Here is a 23008-nt window from a genome sequence, read left to right on the forward strand (position 1 = left end):
TAAATATGAAAAAGTATATTTCATAATTTAATTATAGTTTACTTTTAATTGGATTTGTTGACCTGGATGAATTGTTTTATTTATGTTTAAGTTATTCCATACTTTTATTTCTTTGATTGATACTTTAAATCTTGATGCAATAGAAGAAAGCGTATCCCCCCTTTTAACTTTATAAGTAATCACAAAGCTTTTTTTAACTTTTGGTTTAATTATTTCTTTGTGTTGTTCTTCAATTTTAGGGATAATAATTTTATCTCCAGGATGTATAATGTGTCCATTTCTAAAATTGTTTTCAGAAATTATTTTTTCAACATCAGTCTTTAACTGTGATGCAATTTGATAGAGAGAATCACCGGACTGAACTGTATAAACTTTTTGAGTGTTTTGAGCTTCTTTAGAATTTACAACCTTGGTTTTAGTTGTGTTATCTAATTTAAGTGTCTCACCTGGGTAGATATCTCCGTTATTATTAAGGTTATTATACTTAATAAGATTGTTTATACTTACTCCAACTTGTTTGGAAATGTCAAAAAGATTATCACCTGACTTAACCTTGTAGGTTTGTGACTTTGGTTTTGTTTTTTGCGTAATTTTTTGCATTTTAGGTTTTTTAATTAATAACTTTTGTCCGGGGTGAATATTTGAAGAAATGGACAAGTTATTTGCTTTGAGTAGTTGGCTAACTGTTATATTAAGCTTTTTTGCAATTAAAGTTAAAGAATCACCTTTTTTAACTGTATAATAGGAGTGATTGAAAAAAATTGGATTTCTATCAGGTTGATTTCTATCAACAGTTACTAAAAGTTTTTGGCCGACTCGAAGGCCTTTTCTGGGATTAAGTTTGTTTTCTTTTATAATTGCATTTGGTGTTATATTGTAATGATTTGCAATTGAATGGACCGAGTCTCCTCTCTTAACAGAATACGGAAAGGTATATGTGGAATCTGAAAGCATCGAAAATTTCTTATTTTGATATCGTTTCACTGATAATGGTATCGTGCTTTTTTTTCCTGTAGCTAACCATTCTTTTATTCTTGAGGCATCAGCATAATTACTACTTTTTCTATGGTTATCTAGAATAACCATGATCACTCTTTTTCCATCAATATTTAAAACCATAGCCAAACTATGTCCAGCTATTCTTAAAGAGCCAGTTTTACTTAACAAAACATCCCATTTACTGCTTCTAACCATTTGATTGGTATTTACCATAGCCAGTTTGTATCTGGGATGTTTGAAATAAATCGTATCTGTAGCTGTAGTTGTGTCCTGTCTAATGATTTTGTAATTGTATGCTGCACGAACAAGCTTGACTAAATCTTCTGTAGTTGAAACATTATTAGGGTGTAAACCGTTTGCATCTACAAAATGAGTATTATACATTTTAAGCGACCTGGCTTTTCTATTCATGGCTTGGATAAATTTGTTATAACCACCAGGGTAATTTGATGCCAGAGTAGAAGCTGCATAATTAGATGATGACATCAAGGCAAATCGAATAGAATCTCGTCTTGTCAGTTTTGAACCAATCTTAATTCTAGTTACTTTGTATTTATACATGTAATTTTGGAAGTCATATCTTGTGTATGTTAAATATTGATTTAAAGATTGCTTAGCATCTAAGACTACCATCGCCGTCATTAGTTTTGTTATTGACGCGATAGGCATGATTGTACTAGCATTTTTTTTGTAGTAGGGCTTACCTGTATAAAAATCACCAACATACATGCTTACTGATGCAGTTTGAATGGGAGTTAGTGAACCTTTTGTAGCTGAGAACGAAGAAAATGAAATTAATAAGACTAAAAAAAATACTATAACCTGCTTCACGAAATATCCCAAATATAATTCAAAAGACAAAAAACATATATTAATAATTTGATAATAAATAGTAAAAATCAAGCATGAAAAATGTGCTTAATTAAAATTTTAAGCATCATATCATAATTTTTTTATAAAAACATATAAATTAACATTCATCATAGCTATATAAATAGAGTGTTTGATATTTAAACTACTAATTTAAAAACGTATTGATTTTGATTTTATATAAAGTTGAGGAAACATGAAAATTTTATTGATCGACGATGTTTATCTTGAAAGATTACATCTGTCTATACGATTAAAAAAAATTGGACATGAAGTCTCATTATTAAGTTCTGGGATAGAGATAAAAGAAAAAATTGAATATTTTGAGCCAGATTTAATTTTGATGGATATCAATATGCCTGATATAAATGGCATAGATTTGACTAAATGGATTAGAAGGAAGTTTAAAGATTGGATCCCTATTATTTTTCTTAGCTCTTATCAACAGCCCAATATAATTGAAAAAGCCATTATTGCAGGTGGCGATGATTATTTAATAAAGCCCGTAAATAGGACGGTCCTAGCTTCAAAAATTTTAGCTATGGAAAGAATCGCTATTATGCGGACTAAGCTTAAAAACAAAAACATACAAATTGAAGAAATGAATAACCGTTTGCAAAAACAGGCTAATGAAGATCCATTAACAGGATTATTTAACAGAAGATTCTTAAATCATAAAGTTGTAGAGTTTTTAAATATTCATGAAAGAAATCAACTTACATTTGTGTTGATAATGATTGATGTAGACTACTTTAAAAAATATAACGACTTTTATGGGCACATCAAAGGTGATCAGTGTTTAACTCAAATTGCAAACGAATTAAATTTATTGTTTTCAAGAAAAGATGACATTGTTGCTAGATTTGGAGGTGAAGAGTTTATTATTCTCCTTGGAAATACTAACTTGGAACAGGGCATTAATCAGTGTCAGAGAATAAAAGAGCATTTCAGAAAACTAAATATATCTCATGAGAAATCATTTTTAGATAAAAGACTTACCCTAAGCCAGGGTTTAATATGCGTAGACCCTAACATTATTATAGATTCAAATATCATTTACAATTTGGTTGATATTAAATTATATGAGGCTAAAAAAAATGGAAGAAACACATATGCTTATTAAATTTATTTTTTAATCAATTCACTTTTTTCAATTTTTTGGTATCTTTGTAATAAGTATACTAATGGATTTTATTATGAAAAAATTAAATAATATACAATTAAGAATAATTGGTTCTTTAATTGAAAAAGAATATACAACACCGGATTATTATCCACTAACTTTAAACTCACTATTGAATGCTTGTAATCAAAAAAGTAATAGAGAGCCAGTTTTAAATTTAAAAGAAAGTGATTTGGACAATGAGCTTGAAAAATTAGAAAGTCTTAAATTGGTTCAAATAGACGATGCTAGTCGAGCTAAAAAATTTAGACAAAGATTTTGTAGTTCACCTTTTGGTTATTTAAATACAACGCCTGCTGAAAGTAGTATTTTGTGTGTTTTATTTCTTAGAGGCCCACAAACACCAGGTGAAATTAAAAACAGATCTCAAAGATTATATGAATTTAAAAATTTAACAGAAGTTGAAGAAACCCTCTCTAACATGAGTCAAATAGAAAATAATATGATTGTTATGCTTCCTAAGCTACCTGGAAAAAGGGAGCAAAGATATATGCATAATTTTTCAGAGGAACCTTTTTTAAATGAATCCTCTGATAATATAATCGCGATAGATAATGACTTTCCAGATAATCCAGAAATTGAAATAAAAAGCCTAAAAAACAAGCTAGAAGTAATAAAATCACAAATTTATGATATTGAAAGTAGATTAGATTATTTGGAAAGAAAGCTTTAAGAGGATTTGATGCCATTCAACTAATGTGGACGGCATCACTACTCAAATCTATTTTATTCTGCACCAGCTATTTGTAGTTGATCAAACCTAATTTTAGGAGCATAAAAATCCTTTTCGTAATTGAACTCTAACTCATTGCCAACTGCTTCTATTGATTGAATCATTTTATAAAAGTTACCGGCAACTGTTATTCCTCTAACTGGTGTTAAACGTTTCCCATCTTGGCATAGAAATCCTGACGCACCAAAGGAAAAATCACCACTCACCGCATCAGCTCCAGAGTGGACTCCTTGTAACTCAACAATTTCTAAATATTTACCTGAACAAATATCTTGTTTTGTAGTTTTACCTGCCTCAATTAACATATGTTGTCCACCAACTGAAAGACCACCTTTAGATGATCTTGCTGCGTTAAAAGTATTTTTCACATTAAAAAACTTAGATGTTTTACTGTTATGAAGAAAGGTATTTAATATACCATTTTCGATAAGCTTTGTATCTGTTGATGCAAATCCTTCATCATCGAAAGATTTAATTGCATTTCCACCTTTAATATATGAAATATCTGAAATTGATAATAAATCTGATGCAACAGTTGTTTCAATTTTTTCTTTCCATGGGTTGACGCCTTTCATTGCTGATTCACCCGAAAAACACATTCCAAACGCACCAAACAATTGATTTAGGCTTGAATTATCAAAAATAACAGAATAATGGCCAGTTTGAATTGATGTTCCCTCAAGTAAGTCTTTTGCCATACCATAAGCATGATCAATACAGAAGCTAGGATCGAGCTCTTTAAAGTTTCTGCCAGTACTCACACCAACGAACATAGATTGTTTTGAATTATGCTCTAAGAGTGCAGACGTATAACAACTAAAAGATTTCTCAAGGTGTGAACACCATGCACCGTATGTGTTTGCATAAATCATGTTGGAGGTTGAATTTGAATAACCGTTATACGGTGCGGATTTGCAATATTCTTTAGATAGCATTTCGTCTTCTAAAAATAATGCCAAATTAATCTTTTCATCCGTAGTAGTATGGTCATTTTGATAAATCTCTTCCTTGGGCGTTACAATATGGGAAGTTTGATTATTGAGTTTCTGATATGAGTCAATTTTTGAATATTCAGCGCTTTCGGAGGCTTGGGAAAGCATTTCATCTAACATTTTTGGGAAAAGAGACTCTGAATATGAAGTTGCAACTTTTTCATCCTTAATAACCCTAATGCCAATTGAATGTGAAGAGGTTACTTTGTACTCAGATAACTGATTATTTTCTGATTTTAATGAAAAATTTTGACTACCACCTGCAATTATATCTGCCTCAATGTTTAAATTTTTTGCTTTATCAAGAACATAAGTTACAGCATCATCAATACTTAAAGGTTTATCCATTATTCGTTACCTCCACCGACAAGAATTTTATTGACTTTTAGAGATGGTTGACCCACCGTGACAGGAACAGTTCCACTTGATGAACCACACATTCCAGCAGAGTATTCGACATCTGACCCGACCATAGAAATTTCTTTCAAAACCTCTGGCCCTGTACTTATTAACGTTGCTGACTTGAGAGGTTTTGATATTTTACCATTTTCAATTAAATATGCTTCTTGAACAGAAAAATTAAATTCACCTGTTCCAGGTTGTACAGATCCGCCTCCCATTTTTTTTGCATAGATTCCCTTTTCAACAGAAGATATCATTTCTTCAAAGGAGCTATCACCCGATTCAATATAAGTATTTCTCATCCGAGAGGTCGGTGCAAATTTGTAAGACTCTCTTCGACCTGATCCTGTAGGTTGATATCCAGTTTTAATACCACCCATTTTATCAACAAGAAAGCTAGTAAGAACGCCATCTTTTATCAGTTGTGTTTTTTGTGATTTTAATCCTTCATCATCGATATTAATAGAGCCCCATTTATTGGCAATTGTTCCATCATCGACGGCATTTACTACTGAGTTAGCAATAGTTTCATCTAACTTATCATAAAAAACAGAAGCTTTTTTAGCAACAGAAGTTGTTTCCAACAAATGTCCACAGGCTTCATGGAAAATAACACCACCAAAGCCATTACCAATTACTACAGGCAACTCGCCTGAAGGACAAACTGCAGCATTAAGCTTTATAAGAGCTTGCTTAGATACCTGAGCAGCTAGATATTTGGGATCAATGTGAGTATGAAACTCCCAACCTGCCATGGCTCCAGGGCCCTCAAAGCCTGTGGATTGTTGCCCGCCATCCTGAGCTATCGCAGTAGCTGCGAGTCTGATGTAGTTCCTATTATCGTTGACATGAAGGCCAGTTGAATTAAAAATTTCAATATCTTGTTCTTTCTGAGCAACTCTTCCAATAAACTGATTGATTTTATTACTTTCAGACCTTGCACTTTGATTCATTAAATGCAAAAAACTTAACTTACTTTCGAGATTATTTGATTGATGAAGAGGTTGAGAAACTTCATGAAGATTAGAGCCTTTCATAAAGTTGAAGGATACGCTTTCTAACTGTAAGTTTTTTCGATCTTTAGCAGTAAGTATATCTACTATTTTCAACAGTTCTTTTTTGTCAGTACTGTTTGTGTAACCGTATAAAACTTTAGTGCCAAAAAAAAGTCGAATACCTATACCGAAATCAATCCCACCATTAATTTTATCAATTTCATTTGAAATGAGCTCTATCGAATGAGTGCGGCTTTGCTCAACAAATAATTCTGCAAAATCAGCTCCTAAGAACATGGCGTGGTCGATAACATCCTTAGCAATTGCAGGACTTAACATATTTGGGACTCCTTGAAACATTCATAATGTATTATTTAATAAGGTATCATTAAATGAATTGTTGAAACAACCTTATTTCATGTGTTCAATATTTATTTTTTACTTTTTATTTTTGAGGTATCTTTTTCTTCTCTGTTCCTTTTTCTTTATTTTTTCATCTTTTTGTTTTTCAATTAGCTTTTGAGTTTCAATTAATTCAGATTCAATCATTTCTGGAGTTTCTAATGAGATCTGTCCTAACTTTCCATTTCTGAAATCATGAATTAAAATTTCAGATGCTTTGTGTAAGTTTACTCGGCCTTTTGATTGAATACAGCCTCTTTTTCGCCCTATAGCTTCAAGAGTTAATATGGGATCTGAAAAGTCTTCTGGCATTAGTTCAAATCTAGTCAGCAATAGCTTTTGGTAGTTTGCACTTAAATAATCCACAAGAAAAAAAGCAACTTCTTGATAATCGATGGCTGTATCACGTATTGCACCTGTTGCAGCAAGCCTAAATCCACTGTTTTTGTTTTCAACTTTAGGCCATAATATACCAGGAGTATCTAGTAAGTGAATACCATTACCTAAATTAATAAGTTGCTGTTGTCTTGTAACAGCAGGTTGATTTCCAGTAACAGCAACATTCCGTCCAGCTAAAAAGTTTATAATTGTTGATTTACCTACGTTGGGAATACCCATTATCATCGTTTTAATGGGCTTAATGTTATAGTTTTCTCGAGGAACCAATTTTTTTGCCAACGGACATAATGCTTGAATACCGATTTTATCAGTTGTTGTCATATCTATACATTGAACATTTTCATTATTGTAATAGTTACACCATTGTTTTATATTCTTTTTATCAGCTAGGTCATTTTTATTTAGAACTTTTATAAGAGGTTTATCTTTTATAAAGTCTGAAATGAGTGGGTTATTGCTACTGAATGGAATTCTTGCGTCTAAAATTTCAATAATCAAGTCAATTTTTGGGAGAATTTCTTGGATTTCTTTTTGAGCTTTATGCATATGGCCTGGAAACCATTGGATAGTAGTCATATGTTTAATCCTAAATCGATGAATTATGAAGATATTAACATAAAATTATAAATTAAATAAAAAAACATTGCATTGAGTCAAGTAATCGAATTAATTTGATTGAAAATTGTCAGAGAATAAGTTCTGTACCATATTTGCTTATTTCTTCCCAAGATAATAAGCTTCGAGGAATAACTCATGATTTATGTTTAGTTGTTTATCAGTCTGATTTATAACCTTAGAGTATTTAATAGCATTTTCAAAAGCTAAACCAAAAATGATTTTTTGATATCCCAAAATAAAAAACCAAATTTTTAACTCCAAAATAAATGTGTCTAAGTCTTGAAGTCGCATATTTATATCCTTAAATATATGATTTACTTTGGATATTGATGCTTGATGTTGCGAGATTGTTTTATAGCGTGTATCAACTTGTTGTGTGAAAAAACCCATTAATATATCATTTTTATCTTTATTTGATAATTTCATTAGAGTTTCATGAAATTTAACTTCATGTATAGTACAATATTCATCAAGATCTTTATCACTAAGCTTTAATTTTGATATGTTGATTTTCACTAAAGATTCTTTAAGAGAACTCATCTGGTTATCTCTGAAATTAAAACGTATAAATTAAAGATTCTATAGTTAAACCTTGATAGAAACAATAATTAAAAAATAATTTTGAATAAAAAATATAAGTAATTAAGATTTTACCTGTTAATAATACCAAATTGTATTATTTGGAAAATAAATTGAAACTATATTGAGCGAAGATGAGAACTAAAATAAAAGGTTATCAAATAAATAATTAAAACTTAATAAAAGATTAAATTTTAAATAAGATTCTATTAACAGATTGAAAGAAAACAAAAAATTTGGATTGAAGGAAAAATAATGATATTAAAATATCTGAAAGAAAAAAATCAGCTGAGTTTTTTACTATGGACTGCAGCTGCTACAGCTCTTGCTTTTACTGGTTGGAGAGTTTTATTAAATAATTTTGCTGTAGATTTTATTGGCATGAATGGTCAAACCATAGGTATTCAGCAGAGCTTACGTGAGGTACCTGGATTACTAGCCTTCACTATTCTTTTTTGGTTGTTATTTATAAAAGAACAATCTCTAATGCTCATTTCAATTAGCTTAATGGGGCTAGGGGTCGCCTTAACTGGATTTTTACCTACAGTGTATGGCTTTTATTTTACAACGGTTGTAATGTCATTTGGTTTTCATTATGCGCAAGTATTAAATTCTTCTCTTGCATATCAGTTTTTTGAAAAGGAAAACTTTAACGCTCTAAATGGAAAGGTGCGTTCTAGTAGTGCTTTTTTTGCGATCATTTCTTTTATTATCATCATAGTGATGTTTAATTTTTTTCATTTGAGTTATAAAGTTGTATATATTGTTTCAGGTATTCTTGCTTTTTTAATTGCCTGTTATCTCTTTACTTTCCCAAAATTTTTAAATGGCAGGGAAAAACAGAAGAAAAAAATTATCATTAAAAGAGAATATTCACTTTTTTATTGGCTTCAATTTTTAAGTGGTGCACGACGACAAATTTTTGTTGTTTTTGCTTCCTTATTATTGGTTGCAAAATTTAATTTTAGCGTAACACATATGGCTATTTTATTTATGATTACACAACTAATGACTATGTTTATTGCCCCATATATTGGTAAAGTCATTGATGTATTTGGTGAAAAAAAAGCATTACACATTGAATATTTTTTATTGGTCATCATATTTATAGCATATGCTTATAATTCATCAGGTACAGTTGCTAGTTTTCTATATGTTTTAGATAATTTAGTGTTTGCATTATCTTTAGCTCTTAATGGCTATTTTAAAAAAATTGCATCATATGAGGATCTAACCTCATCTAGTAGTGTGACGTTTACTATCAATCATATAGCGGCTGTTTTTTTGCCATTTGCTTTAGGTTATGTTTGGATGTCAAGTATAAAAGAAGTTTTTCTGATAGCTGCTTCAATAGCATTTGTTAGTTTACTGAGTTCATTTTTAATTAAAATAAATAAAGAAGAAAGTACCTTACAATCAGCTATTAAATATTAATTTACATGGTAGATTTTATTTGCAGAATTTTAAGTAAAGTCTAATATTACAATGTAATGTGACTACAAGAGAATTTTTTATTGTATATTTTTGCTTATGGGAGCCTAGTAAATCAATTTTCGCGGTCCTTCACATATAAAGTCGAAGATGCAATTCCAGTGATTGTTGATGGTTTTATTCGCTCTTGGAGTGAGCTGAGTTATTCAAAAGCAGGAATATCACCTTTAGTGGCTCACAAAGGTGAAGGGACTTGTAACGGTGTTTTAATTCCAGTTTCTGAAGAACACTTGCATTTTTTTGATTTAAGAGAAAGGAACTATAAGAGAGTGAGAGTCTCAAGTAGTCAAATTTTAACTTTAAATAAATTACCTTTACCTTTAAAAAAAACAATTTGGATTTATATTGAAGATAAAGTTAATTTGACACAAAAATCAACGCACTCATTTATTTTTCAAACTTATTTAGATACAGTATTAGCAGGGTTTCTTAGTATATCCGTTAAATTTGCAAACTTTTTTATGCATTCGACTTCGGGATGGAAGCCGATTCATAATGACAGATTGAATCCACTTTATTCAAATTATGATAGTAACTCAAAGATGCAAATAAAGTTGATTGATCAAGTTATAAATGATTTTAAAATGATTTAATTTAGAGAGAAAAAAAATGACAACATTAACTACAGACCTTGATAGAAATTTGGATTTATTTGTTCAAGAAACCTCGGAAACTAAATTAGTTTGGGGATTATGTAGTCCAGAAGAAGAATGGTTAATTATAGATTCGATTCAGTATGAAAATGCCGAAGTAATGCCTTTCTGGTCCAGTGAAAAAATGGCGCTTGAACATTGTGTTGAGGAGTGGTCAGATTTTTCTCCACAATCAATACCTTTAGATATGTTTCTTCAAGACTGGATGGTAACTTTTACAGAAGATGAAACATTAGTTGGGTTAAATTGGAATTTAAATCTTGAGGGGGAAGAGCTCGAACCGGAAATGATTTCAAGATTATTTGTGTAATTTTGGAAACGTTTTGGGAGTTTAATTATGCTTAAATCTCTTATGTATGTTGTGTTTTGTTTTTTTGTTTCTTTATTTTCAAATTTCCTGTTTGCTAAATCTTTTGTACACCAAAACCCAACAATCATAAATGGAAATTTTGGTTTTGTTGAAGGGCCTGTATGGGACAAAAAAAATAAACGCTTTTTATTTTCAGATATTCCAAATAATAAAATATATGCTTTAAATCCGAAGACTAAAAAGTTAAGTATTTATGATGAAAATTCAGGATATGCGAATGGACTTGATTTTGATAAGCAAAGAAATCTTTGGTCTGCACGTCATGATCGCAAACTATCATATCAAAATGAAGGTGGAAAAAAAATAATAGTTGCATCTTTATTTAATGGGAAGTTACTTAATAGTCCCAATGACTTGGCGATTAAAAGTGATGGTAGCATATGGTTTACGGATCCTCCATTTGGCATTCAGGGGTATGGTCCTAAAAAAGCAAAATCAGAACAAGGCTTTAATGGCGTATATCGTTATAAAAATGGGAATTTAAGCTTAGTTACGAGTGAATTAAAAATTCCTAATGGTATCGCTTTTTCATTGGATGAATCAAAATTATATGTTGCGGATTCATCAAATGGATGGGTCTATCAATTTGATATTCATGGAAAGAAAGTTACAAATAAATTAAAATTCGTTCAAGTAACTGGTTCTAAGGGCTCTAAACCATTTGTAGATGGTATTGCAATTGACGCACATGATAATCTTTTTGCTGCCACAACAGGAGGTGTGAGAATTTTTAACAAAAAAGGACAGAAATTAGATTTTATTAAAATTAAAGCCAAGCATGTAAGTAATATAGCTTTTGGTGGTTCAGACAATAAACTCTTACTTGTAACTGCATTTGATAAAATTTATTTGTATAAAATGTTGTAACTGAAAAAAGTTCTTTTGGAGGTAATTTTTTAAATATCTCAGTACAAGTTCATTTGTTTTCTTTCATGCGAAGTTATTATTTATCACCCCAAGCCATTCCAATGAACTAAGTGAAAGTAATTTATTTATTTCCTGTATCATATTAATCTACCTGATAATTATATAAACCAATATCTTAAAACCCCAAATATTTTTTTAATTTTAAAATTTAATTAAAAGTGTAATATAAGAGTTTAAGTAAGTTGAACTAAAAATTTTTATAAGTTTATTAGAAAGGAAAACGAAAACATGAATAAAATTAAACATCAACAAGGGTATGAAACACCATCAAAAATTGTTTGTGTCGGAAGAAATTATTCAGAGCATACTAAGGAATTAAATAATACCCAACCTCAAAGTTGTATGTTTTTTCTTAAACCCAATTCCTCTATTTCTGATAGGTTAATGAGCACACACAATAATGAACTACTTCATTTTGAAAGTGAAATATGTTTTTTAGTGAATTCCGGTAAGTTAAGTTCTGTTGCTTTTGGACTGGATTTAACAAAAAGAAATCTACAATCACACCTAAAAAAGATGGGTTACCCTGGGAAAGAGCCAAAGCGTTTGATGGAGCAGCTGTATTTTCAAAATTTGTTCCCTTTAAGAACCTAAATGAATTAAATATCGAATTATATATTGATAACTCCTTAGTTCAAAAAGGTCATATTGAAGAAATGATATATCATCCAAATGAAATTTTGAAAGAAATAAATTCATTTATGCGTCTCGAAAATGGTGATGTTATTATGACAGGAACTCCAAAAGGAGTGGGAGAGGTCGGCTCCAATAGATTATTTAAGGGTATTATTAAAGAAAACGATCAAATTCTTATTCAGCAAGAGTGGGTGGTGGATAAATTGTAGCCATTTGATATTGAAATATGAGACGTTAATTAAACTTTAAGTATCAACTTCCAAATAACTTGATCATATTTTGTATGATGGGATTAACAAAGTTTTCTAAGGAGAGGCAAATATGGATTTACACCCCCTGAAACTAGACGAGTTGTACAAAGAAGCAAATTCTTCTGAATGGAGCTTTCAATCAACTAAAGATATTAAACCTCTTAATGAAATAATTGGGCAAGATAGAGCAAAGCAAGCCGTATCATTTGCTATGTCAATAAGAGAAAAGGGTTATAATATCTATGCCGTAGGAAGAAATGGCTTAGGTAAAAGAACCATGGTAATGAGGTATCTCAAAAATCACCATGAAAATAAACAAGAACGTTTTGATTGGTGTTACATAGCCAATTTTAAAAATATGCGATCGCCTTTAGCTTTAAGTTTGCCAATAGGTAAAGGGCAACCTTTTAAAACAGATATTCAGGATTTAATGATCAAGTTAGTTAAATCCATCCCTTTGGCTTTTGAAAATGAATTATATTTATCAAGAGTTGATAAATTAAAAATTGAACTTAACTCTAAACAAGAAACAGAAGTTAATAAAATAAAAATTAAGGCCAAAAAACAAAACATTGAATTAAAACTCACGCAATCTGGTGATTATCAATTTACAGCATTAAATGGAGATAAACCTCATACAGAAGAGACCTTTGAGTTATTGAGTGAGGCAGAAAAAAATAGCTTCGATGAGGTGATTACCCAGCTCGAAGGAGAACTTAGATCTCTCATAAGATCATTAACTGAGCATGAAGAAAAGTACTCTAATAAAATTAATGAATTAGATATTGAAATTACTAAAGCCGTTTTGGATAAATATTTCATAGATTATGAAAAAAAATATACCAATCAAAAGGATGTTATAAAATATCTAGAAGAGATGAAGGATGATATCGTCAAGAATCTCGATTTGTTTACCTCAGAGTCACCTCAATTGACAGATTCTGTGAATGATGTGGTAGAGCAAAAGATCCCGAGGAGATATCAAGTAAACTTGCTTGTTGCCAATCAAAAAGAGCATTACCCTATTATTATTGAAGATAACCCACATTATCATAGTTTATTTGGTTATATTGAAAACTCTACTTTTAAGGGTACTGTTTTTACCGACTTTACATTAATTCAGGCGGGTAACCTTCACAAAGCCAATGGTGGCGTATTGTTGATGGATGCTAATAAAGTCCTCGAGAGACCATACGTGTGGGATGGGATAAAACGTTCACTGAGAACAAAGTCTCTAAATTTTAGTTCGCTAGAAAGAGAAGTCACTCTAACAGGCACTGTATCTCTTGATCCTGAAGCGATCCCTTTAAATGTAAAGATTATTTTATTTGGTGATTATCAAACATATAATTTACTACAGCAATATGATCCTGAATTTCATGAATTATTTCAAGTTATGGCCGATTTTGAAGATGAAATGGACCGAAACATCAATAATGAATATAAATATGCTCAATTTATATCGAGTATTGTAAAAGATAATCAGTTATTAGATTGCGATCAATCAGCCATCAAAAAAATAATTGAGCATAGTGCTAGAAAAACAGGAGATCAAAACAAACTTTCGCTCCACTCTGCGGAAATTGCTAGCTTATTAAGAGAAGTCAACTATTGGGCACAAACAGAAAAGGCGAATATTATTTCTGAAAGCCATGTTTTAATGGCATTAAAAAGCCAAGAGTTGAGAGCAAGTAAAATAAAAGATGAAATATTAAACAATATCAAAAAAGAAATTACTTTATTGGATTTAGAAGGTTATAAAGTAGGGCAGGTTAATGCTCTATCGGTGATGAGCACACCCAACTTTTCTGTCGGAGCACCAAGTAGAATAACAGCAACTATTTCTTTTGGTGAAGGTGAAATAATAGATATCGAAAGAGACGTAGAGTTAGGTGGTAATATCCACTCTAAAGGGGTAATGATTTTAACCGCGTTTATTAACTCTTTATTTGGAAAAAATAAAAAAGTCCCACTTAAAACATCGCTGGCATTTGAACAGTCTTATTATGGCGTTGATGGGGATAGTGCCTCTATTGCTGAGTGTTGTGCGATATTATCGAGCTTTTCCAATATTCCGCTACGTCAGGATATTGCCTTAACAGGTTCAATGAATCAATTTGGCTACGTTCAGGCTATAGGTGGTGTAAATGAAAAAATTGAAGGTTTTTATAACGCCTGTCATATTAAAAATACTGGTCGAAAACATGGAGTCATTATACCAAAATCAAACCAACATAATTTGATGTTAAATGAAGACGTTCGACAAGCAGTAAAAAATAAACAATTTTTTGTCTATCCTGTAGAGCATATATCTGAGGTTATAGATATGATGATGTCTGAATCTTTTGAACAGAAAATTTCCTGTAGTAATCATTTAAATGATAACTTAATGGCAAAGATATTTTCTAATATAGATGAAATTAGTAAACTTTCTGAAGTTAAATAAAGTTTTTATTGAGTAATGACGTCTAGCTGTTTGAAGTTTACTTTCAAATAGCTTACAAATTTTGAGACTTTTATAGGCAAATTTGTTCGATTTGGATAAAGCGCCCAGATTGTTTCACTGGGCGTTTCATATTGCTTTAAGACACGGATGAGTTTATGTTTATGAATGTATTCATTCAGATAATAACTAGGCAAACGACACAAACCAAGTCCTTTAATGGCTGCATCTAAAATAGCTTTACCGCTGTTATAGATGATATGAGAATGAAGTTTTACCTTTTGTTCTTGTCTATTTTCATAGAAAAGCCAGTAATTCAAATTAACATTAGATTGTAAGCATTTGTGTTTTTTAATATCTTGAAAATGAACAGGGTGGCCAAATTTCTTTAAATAATTGGGAGAAGCACAGACATAGTTTGCTCGAGATCCTATCTTGATTGCAATCAAATTTGAATCAGGTAATTTGCCAATCCTAATAGCCAAATCATATCCTTCTGAAATGATATCAATGTTATTATTTGTTAAATAAGCCTTTGATTGCATATCAGAATTTTCTTTTATGAAGTTATTTAGCATGGGAAGGATATATTCCTCTCCTAGCGTTACAGGCGCAGTGATCTTTATTAATCCTTTAGGCGTATTATTTAAATTAAAAATCTCATTTTCAGCATTTTCTAAATTTGTAACTAACTGGCTTGCATGTTTATAGAAAAGGCTACCTTCTGTTGTAAGAGAAACTTTCCTTGTTGAACGATAAAAAAGCTTTACTTTGAGTTTACTTTCAAGAAAATGAATTTTTCTGCTAACATGTGCAGCAGAGACATTTAGCTCTTTAGCTGCTTTTGTGAAGCTGAGGCAATCTGCTACCGCAACAAATTCAGTAATTCCATCAAAGCTCATATTATTACCATAATGTAATAGTCTTTTTATAAAATAGATATTAACATGTATCGTTAATTAAATATAATATAGATTATACAAATTATATAAAAAACCAAATATTCTAATAGTATTTGAACAAATTAGATATTAGCATGATTTGTTAATTAAATATTATAGAAATTATATAAAAACAAAATGTGAGAATTGTTATGTCAGATAAGTTTATTAAATCAAAAGCAGCAATTGCTTGGGGTCCTAATGAAAAGCTTTCAGTTGAAGAAGTTGATGTTATGTTACCTCGAAAAGGAGAAGTTTTAATTAAAATAGTCGCTTCAGGTGTATGTCATACAGATGCTTTTACTTTGTCGGGTGCAGATCCTGAAGGAATTTTCCCTTCAATTCTAGGTCACGAAGGTGGTGGGATTGTTGAGATGGTTGGTGAAGGCGTAACAAGTGTAGAGGTAGGCGATCACGTCATTCCTCTTTATACACCTGAGTGTGGAAAATGTAAATTTTGTCTTTCCGGTAAAACAAATCTATGTCAGCAAATAAGAGAAACTCAAGGTAAAGGTTTAATGCCTGATGGAACTACACGATTTTATAAAGATGGTCAACCAATATACCACTATATGGGTTGCTCGACTTTTTCAGAGTATACAGTTTTGCCTGAAATATCTTTAGCGAAAGTTAATCCAAAAGCACCTTTAGATGAAGTTTGTCTTTTAGGTTGTGGAGTCACGACTGGGATGGGGGCTGTTCTCAAAACAGCTAAAGTTCAAAAAGGAGATACAGTTGCAATTTTTGGTTTGGGAGGCATTGGATTATCCGCTATCATTGGCGCAACTATGGCTGGGGCAAGTCGTATCATTGGTGTAGATATTAATGAAAGTAAATACGAGCTGGCTAAAAAGTTAGGTGCAACAGATTGTATAAATCCTAAAAATTATGATAAACCCATTCAGGATGTAATTGTTGAGTTAACTGATGGTGGTGTTGATTTTTCTTTTGAATGTATTGGAAATGTTGATGTTATGCGATCAGCCTTAGAATGTTGTCATAAGGGATGGGGAGAATCAGTTGTAATTGGTGTAGCAGGCGCTGGAGAAGAAATTTCAACTAGACCATTTCAATTAGTAACAGGGCGTGTTTGGAGAGGGTCTGCCTTTGGTGGAGTTAAAGGACGTTCTGAATTACCTGGTATTGTCGAGCAATACATGAATGGTGAATTTAAGTTAAACGATTTTATTACTCATAAGATGCCACTGGAAGATATAAATAAAGCTTTTGATCTTATGCATGAAGGTAAGAGTATTCGTTCTGTTATTGAGCTATAAAGATCAAATATTTGTTAACTTCATTAATAGATTTGATTTAAATGGATGAATTCATTTCAAATTAGAATGAAAGGTGATTTTTCCTCATTAATAAAAGCAGTGAAAATCATCTTTTAATTCGCTCAATTATTATCTTATTTTCATGGCTTGATATTTAAATTAGGTCAGATAATAACATTTAATTAAAATTGATAAGATAAAAGTCAAATAGTAATTTTGTCTGGTTCCAAATTAACATGCTCTTGTATACAATGGAAATATGAAAAATTGCATTGAAAATACTTTTATGAACACTTCTGTAAAAAATCAATCCTATCATATCAATCATTTTTCGATATCAGTTCCTTTGGACTACTCAGATCAAAACTCACAAAATATTGATATTCATTTAGAAGAAATAACTTACAAAGATAATAAAGAAAATAATTTACCTTACCTTGTGTATATACAAGGCGGACCTGGATTTGAACGGCCGCAGATAGAAAACATATCTGGTTGGTTAGATATAGCATTAAAATCTTACAAGGTTTTATTATTTGATCAAAGAGGCACAGGTAAAAGTTATCCTATAACGAATAAGCTCATACAAAAAATTGATACAAATAAACAACTTGCATTTCTTTCTAACTTTAGGGCAGATTCAATTGTCAGAGATTTAGAAGCAATCAGAGAAAAATTAAATGTTAAACAGTGGGCACTATTAGGGCAAAGTTTTGGCGGCTTTTGCATCATGACTTACTTATCTCACTATCCAGATTCAATTATTAAAGCATTTGTGACCGGTGGCATACCACCCATTGATATTCATCCAGATGATGTGTATAGAGCTACTTTTAAAAAAACGAAAGAAAAAAACAAACAATTTTTTAACAAATACCCTGATTTACAGAAGAAGGTACAGTGTATTGCTAATTTCATACAAAATAATGAGGTGAAGCTTCCTAACGGTCAACTATTTACAGTAGAGCAGTTTCAAATTGCTGGCATGTATCTGGGACAAGAAGGTGGCGCTCAAAAGCTGCATGAAATAATAGACGATGGTTATAATTACCTAAGAGCGAATTCTTTGCTTTCCGATGCTTTTTTAAATGAAATGTTATCCATTCAGGTCTTTCAAACAAATCCTTTATATATCATTTTACATGAAGCTATCTATTGTGAGGGCTTTGCTTCAAATTGGTCCGCAGAGTCTGTTCGAAATTCACTCGAAGAATTTAATTTTAAAGTTGGCTCGCCATTTTATTTTACAGGTGAAATGGTATTCCCTTGGATGCTTTCCCAAATGAAGATGTTGAAACATTTTGAAGGTGTAGGGAATCAAATAGCTCAAAAAAATAATTGGAAACATCTTTATGATATTAATCAATTAAAAAATAACAAAGTACCTGTTGCAGCATTTGTTTACAAAGAGGATATGTATGTAGACTATGAACTGTCACAACAAACCATTCAACATATTGCTAATTTAACCCAAATCGTTCATTCATCATATGAGCATAATGCTATAAAGATACATGGGAAAGAAATTTTTGAGGCCTTAGAAAAAATCTAGAGAATCCATTGATTTATATAATAAAAAGGAACCCAAAAGGTTCCTTTCATATATTAATGGATTGACTTACTTTCTTTTGAATAAGCAATAGGCAATGGGGACTATAAATAGTGAAAAAATAGTTCCTAAAGTTAAGCCGATAACAATAATACAAGCGATTTCTTTATGAGAATTTTCTGAAATACCTGTACTAAAGAATAATGGGATTGCACCGAGTATCATTGTTGCAGTAGTCATAAGAATTGGCCTTAATCTCACAGTTGCTGCTTTTGTGACAGCCTCAGTAACTGATTTAGACTCATCCAATAGACTGTTTGCAAACTTTGTAATCAGTATTCCATGCTTAGATATTAACCCTGCTAGAGTAAGTATCCCAATAATACTAAATAGATCTAGGGTTGGTTGAAAATTTGGTGTTTTCATAATAAATAGCATTCCCCATAATGCGCAAATAACACTTAAGGGGACTGTTAAAAGAATAATAAATGGATCTTTATAGCTATTAAATAGTGCAGCAAGAATCAGATATATAAAAATAATACAAGCTATAGATATATAGATAGTGGTGTTATTTTCATTTTGTAATTTTTGAAGAAGATAATCAGGTTGAAGGTTATAACCCTTGGGTAAGGTGCTATTTGCAACTGATGTAACACTTTTTATCAATTCACTCAAAGGTAAACCAGTTTTTGGCGTCACATTAATAGAAATATATTCTGAACCACTTTCTTTACTAATCATTTTTAATGAATTAGCCCTTTTAATATTTACTAGTTGACTCAGCCTAACGGATGCATTATTTTCATTTTTGACATAGATGGACTTTAAGATACTTAAATCCTTTAATTTATCTTCGTTAGGCCCTATAAATATGTTATAGGCATTTCCATCAAAAAAATATTGATTGGATAATTTGGTGCGCCCTACATTAGTATTTAAAGCATCAATAATTGCAGCAGGAGCAACTTTTAATCTAGCAGCTTCATTATAATTTATTTGTATTTGATATTCCTGATTATTAAATTTAGCACCAAGCTTTGCATCTAATACATTAGGATTGTTTTTGAGCCTTTCAACAATTACGTTAGCTTGTTTAACAAGATTTGTGACTGAACTACCAGATAAATTAAAACTCAAGGAATTATCGGGATTGCCTGGAGGTTGATTTATATTAGCGGGAAATACGAATGCACTTGATAAAGCCAATGGTTTTTTCATTATCATTTCACCAGTTAGACCTTTGGCAATATCTAGAAATTGACCTTGTGGGTTTAGATATTTACTGTACATTTGGCCAAATAATATAATTCCATTTGTTCCTAATATTGGCTGAGCCGATATAGAGGCCGTTTTTTCAATATATTTATTATCATTTAGTATTTTTATTAAAGGCTGCGTTAACTCCTTTGTTTTGAGTAGTGCCGTACCTTCAGGTGCTTGCATGATTCCGACAATAGTTCCATCATATTCTGCCGGCTCCGCGACAGATGGAAGTTTACTAAATATAAGTGGTGAAGAGGCAACTAATCCAATAAATATTGCAATAGGGACCCATTTGTTTTTAATGGTCCATGTTAAAATGTTTTGATATTGTGTCGTTAGTCTATCAAAAAACGAGTCTAATTTTTGCTCGAATTTAGAGTGTTTGTTATTTTTTAATAAAATAGCACACATTGCTGGTGAGAGCGTTATGGCAACTAATCCAGATATTAAAATAGAGATACTCAGTGTTATTGCGAATTGTTGCATATAAACAGCTTGTTCTGATTTGGGCACAAAAAACAATGGCACAAAAATAGCAGCAACCACGATTGTCATTCCCCAAATTGAAAAATTGATCGTTTTAAGACTTTCAATTGTTGTTTCAATAACTGATTTTCCAGAAGTTTGATATCTTTGCGCATTTTCTAATACTATAATCGCATCGTCAACAACAAGACCAATCGCTAAAACAAATGCAAGTAAAGAGTATATATTAAGAGAGTAACCAAGCATATAAAGAACCATACACGCTCCGAGTAAGCATATAGGGATCGTAACCGTTGGAATTAAAGATAATTTAAATTGACCAATAAATAATAATGTGACAAGTGCTACTGCTATAATAGTTATTATTATTGTTTCGAACACTTCATTTAAGCTGTGTTGAAAAGCCTTAACTGTATTCTTCATTATGATTAATTTAGAGCCACTGGGTAACTCCGATCTTACTTTATTAAACTCTTTTTGTACTCGCTTTCCCCACTCAATAGGGCTAGCATTTAATGATGGGGATAACATCCATAAAACAGATCTCTGGCCGTTAGCAAAGATATAGGCTTCATCATTTTTATAGAAACCTATATTAACTTGAGCGATATCTTTTAGATAAATATTAGTATTGTCACGAGTTGTTATAATTAGATTTTTAATTTTATCAAGGTTATCTGTAGCAGCTTGTTTAAATGTGAGTTGAATGGTTGTTGATTTATTAACTACAGAGCCTAAATTAATATCTTTTGTAGCTGACTCTATTATGCTTTTGACATCTTGCGGACTCAGGTTATAGTTATTAAGTTGTGTTTGATTTAATTGGATTAAAACATCAGGAGCGATAGGATACATCTGATTCTGACCAGAACCCTCTAGCTGCTGAATTTGGGGACGAAAAGTTTGGTTATATATTTGTGATACAAATTCGTAGTAATTCATATCTTTGGGGACTGTAATGAGAGCTATATACATACTAGCATTTGGTCCCTGACTTCCAGGTTGAGCAATAGTAATTTGAGGGCTATCAGCATCATTAGGTAAATTGGCAGATGATATTTGTGCCTGAATTTCTGAGAGAGATTGTGAAAACTCATCTCTAGTGATACCTGTCTCAAAATCTAAAGTAATTGTTGATGTACCTGACTGCGATGAAGAGCTCATATGAGCGACATGCTCAACACTTTGCAAGTTGGTTTCTAGTGGTGTTGTAATCGAATTAGCGATTAAATTAGGGCTAGCTCCAGATAAATTAACAGTGATTTGAACTGAAGGTTGGAAAATATCTGGTTTATACATTAAAGGAAGTTGCATAAATCCTAAAATGCCCAACAAGAGGAGTGACAAACTAATGACACTCGCTAAAATGGGCTTTCTAATGCAAATTTCTGAGAGACTCATTATTTTCCTCCTTTTGCATTTTTAGGTATAACCTGAACATTTGCGCCGTTTGAAACACTATCTATTGAGCTTGTGACAATTAAATCACCTTTTTTTATACCACTTTTGATTAATATAGTATCGCCAATTTGTGATTCAATTGTAATGGGCTTTTGAACTACTTTATTATTTTCAACAACATAAACATAATTACCCGTTAAGGCTGTTACCAAACTCAGAGCCGGTATGTAAAATGATTTATAATTTGGATTTAATAATTGTTCTGCATCAACATACATGCCTGTTACAAACTTTGCATTATCTTGTTGAGGGATTGGAGCCCTAAGCTTATATGCGTTGGTATCAGGTGAAATGTTAGGCGAAATATAAGACACTTTTGAGTTTATTTTATGTCCATTGGAGTCTTCAAAAGATACTTTTTGGCCTATAAATAGATCTTGACGATATTTTTGAGGTATAGAATATTCAATAAATTGTTCTTGATTATTGGAAAGAGATACAATCTCACTATTTACTTCTACGTAAGAGCCTTCTGTTAAAATAGTATCATTGTTGTTATTGGTAGTTTTTGTATTTGCGATTAATCCAATCTGACCACTAAAAGGAGCGATTATCTTTGTATCTTGAAGATCTTTCTTAGCTTCTGCTAACAAAGATATAGTGTCTTTATATTTATCTAGCTTGTCTTCAACATCAGAAAGTGAAACAACACCAGATTTTACTAGTTTTTCATATCTATTATAATTTTTATTCGCTGTCTGAAAGGCTTGTTCTCGATTTTGTAAAGCTTCTATCTCTTTAGAGTCATCGATTTGAACTAAAAGATCACCTTTTTTTACATATTGTCCAGGCTTGACATAAATCTTTTTAATAGTGCCAGATGTTTTAGATGTAAGCATTAAGTTTTGTCCTGAAATAACTATACCTTGAGCATCTATGCTTAAAGGAAATACTTTTTGAGAGGCGGACATTACTGTTACAGGCTGTGCCGGGAACTTTGGTGCTTTGGGTGCAGAGCTTTTAATAAAATATTGGTATATGAAAAATACACTTAAAAGTAACACAAAAAGAATAATATATTTCTTTTTAAAAGACGTTTTAAACATAGATATTCCTTTCTCTTTTCTTTCTTTTGTTGATTTAAA

At 31.3% G+C, this 23008-nt stretch carries 17 protein-coding genes and 1 pseudogene; 10 read left to right on the forward strand and 8 right to left on the reverse strand.

Features of this window, described 5'->3' with window-relative positions:
- Window positions 1-27: 27 nt before the first annotated feature.
- Window positions 28-1830, reverse strand: a complete 1803-nt coding sequence (locus CF386_RS12175) for a LysM peptidoglycan-binding domain-containing protein (RefSeq protein WP_089074700.1) — start codon at window positions 1828-1830, stop codon at window positions 28-30.
- A gap of 235 nt (window positions 1831-2065) precedes the next feature.
- Here CF386_RS12175 and CF386_RS12180 point away from each other — a divergent pair, with 235 nt between their 5' ends.
- Complete coding sequence (locus CF386_RS12180; RefSeq protein ID WP_089074701.1) at window positions 2066-2992, forward strand: GGDEF domain-containing response regulator; 927 nt, start codon at window positions 2066-2068, stop codon at window positions 2990-2992.
- 73 nt (window positions 2993-3065) lie between these two features.
- Window positions 3066-3725, forward strand: a complete 660-nt coding sequence (locus tag CF386_RS12185; RefSeq protein ID WP_158522420.1) for a YceH family protein — start codon at window positions 3066-3068, stop codon at window positions 3723-3725.
- 53 nt (window positions 3726-3778) lie between these two features.
- On the opposite strand, the gene CF386_RS12190 is transcribed toward CF386_RS12185, so the two are convergent.
- The 4 genes from CF386_RS12190 to CF386_RS12205 form a co-directional block, all read right to left on the reverse strand.
- Window positions 3779-5125, reverse strand: a complete 1347-nt coding sequence (locus CF386_RS12190) for a TldD/PmbA family protein (protein ID WP_089074703.1) — start codon at window positions 5123-5125, stop codon at window positions 3779-3781.
- Window positions 5125-6513 (reverse strand): TldD/PmbA family protein, encoded by a 1389-nt coding sequence (locus CF386_RS12195; RefSeq protein WP_089074704.1) that lies wholly within the window; start codon window positions 6511-6513, stop codon window positions 5125-5127. The genes CF386_RS12190 and CF386_RS12195 overlap by 1 nt, the downstream gene beginning before the upstream one ends.
- Window positions 6514-6612: 99 nt before the next feature.
- The gene (gene ylqF, locus CF386_RS12200; RefSeq protein ID WP_089074705.1) at window positions 6613-7551 is read right to left on the reverse strand and encodes a ribosome biogenesis GTPase YlqF; all 939 of its coding nucleotides are present in this window, start codon (window positions 7549-7551) and stop codon (window positions 6613-6615) included.
- A gap of 138 nt (window positions 7552-7689) precedes the next feature.
- Window positions 7690-8133 carry a hypothetical protein gene (locus tag CF386_RS12205; RefSeq protein WP_089074706.1) on the reverse strand — a complete coding sequence of 148 codons (444 nt, stop codon included), beginning with the start codon at window positions 8131-8133 and terminating at the stop codon, window positions 7690-7692.
- 294 nt (window positions 8134-8427) lie between these two features.
- Here CF386_RS12205 and CF386_RS12210 point away from each other — a divergent pair, with 294 nt between their 5' ends.
- The 6 genes and pseudogenes from CF386_RS12210 to CF386_RS12235 all read left to right on the forward strand — a co-directional run bounded on the left by CF386_RS12210 (window position 8428) and on the right by CF386_RS12235 (window position 14946).
- On the forward strand, window positions 8428-9606 hold the full coding sequence (locus CF386_RS12210) for an MFS transporter (protein WP_089074707.1): 1179 nt from the start codon (window positions 8428-8430) through the stop codon (window positions 9604-9606).
- 80 nt (window positions 9607-9686) lie between these two features.
- Window positions 9687-10256: a gamma-glutamylcyclotransferase family protein gene (locus CF386_RS12215; RefSeq protein WP_089074708.1), complete on the forward strand. Its 570-nt coding sequence runs from the start codon at window positions 9687-9689 to the stop codon at window positions 10254-10256.
- Window positions 10257-10272: 16 nt separating this feature from the next.
- Entirely contained in the window at window positions 10273-10626 is a 354-nt protein-coding gene (locus CF386_RS12220; protein WP_089074709.1) for a DUF2750 domain-containing protein, read from the forward strand.
- A 27-nt stretch (window positions 10627-10653) separates the two neighbouring features.
- The gene (locus CF386_RS12225) at window positions 10654-11553 is read left to right on the forward strand and encodes an SMP-30/gluconolactonase/LRE family protein (protein WP_225971771.1); all 900 of its coding nucleotides are present in this window, start codon (window positions 10654-10656) and stop codon (window positions 11551-11553) included.
- A 288-nt stretch (window positions 11554-11841) separates the two neighbouring features.
- Window positions 11842-12458 (forward strand): annotated as a pseudogene (locus CF386_RS12230) (fumarylacetoacetate hydrolase family protein).
- A gap of 112 nt (window positions 12459-12570) precedes the next feature.
- Entirely contained in the window at window positions 12571-14946 is a 2376-nt protein-coding gene (locus CF386_RS12235; RefSeq protein WP_089074710.1) for a Lon protease family protein, read from the forward strand.
- A gap of 5 nt (window positions 14947-14951) precedes the next feature.
- On the opposite strand, the gene CF386_RS12240 is transcribed toward CF386_RS12235, so the two are convergent.
- Window positions 14952-15845: a LysR family transcriptional regulator gene (locus CF386_RS12240; RefSeq protein WP_089074711.1), complete on the reverse strand. Its 894-nt coding sequence runs from the start codon at window positions 15843-15845 to the stop codon at window positions 14952-14954.
- Between the two features lie 191 nt (window positions 15846-16036).
- Between CF386_RS12240 and CF386_RS12245 the strand changes: the two genes are divergently transcribed.
- Together CF386_RS12245 and CF386_RS12250 are read left to right on the forward strand one after the other, a co-directional pair.
- Window positions 16037-17161, forward strand: a complete 1125-nt coding sequence (locus tag CF386_RS12245) for an S-(hydroxymethyl)glutathione dehydrogenase/class III alcohol dehydrogenase (protein ID WP_089074712.1) — start codon at window positions 16037-16039, stop codon at window positions 17159-17161.
- Between the two features lie 259 nt (window positions 17162-17420).
- Window positions 17421-18713 (forward strand): alpha/beta fold hydrolase, encoded by a 1293-nt coding sequence (locus tag CF386_RS12250; protein ID WP_225971772.1) that lies wholly within the window; start codon window positions 17421-17423, stop codon window positions 18711-18713.
- Between the two features lie 66 nt (window positions 18714-18779).
- Here the strand turns inward: CF386_RS12250 and CF386_RS12255 are convergent, their stop codons facing one another.
- Window positions 18780-21863 (reverse strand): efflux RND transporter permease subunit, encoded by a 3084-nt coding sequence (locus CF386_RS12255; RefSeq protein ID WP_089074713.1) that lies wholly within the window; start codon window positions 21861-21863, stop codon window positions 18780-18782.
- Window positions 21863-22969 (reverse strand): efflux RND transporter periplasmic adaptor subunit, encoded by a 1107-nt coding sequence (locus CF386_RS12260; RefSeq protein WP_089074714.1) that lies wholly within the window; start codon window positions 22967-22969, stop codon window positions 21863-21865. The genes CF386_RS12255 and CF386_RS12260 overlap by 1 nt, the downstream gene beginning before the upstream one ends.
- Between the last annotated feature and the right edge of the window lie 39 nt (window positions 22970-23008).

It is taken from the genome of Paraphotobacterium marinum, from assembly GCF_002216855.1.
GTDB classification, from domain to species: domain Bacteria; phylum Pseudomonadota; class Gammaproteobacteria; order Enterobacterales; family Vibrionaceae; genus Paraphotobacterium; species Paraphotobacterium marinum.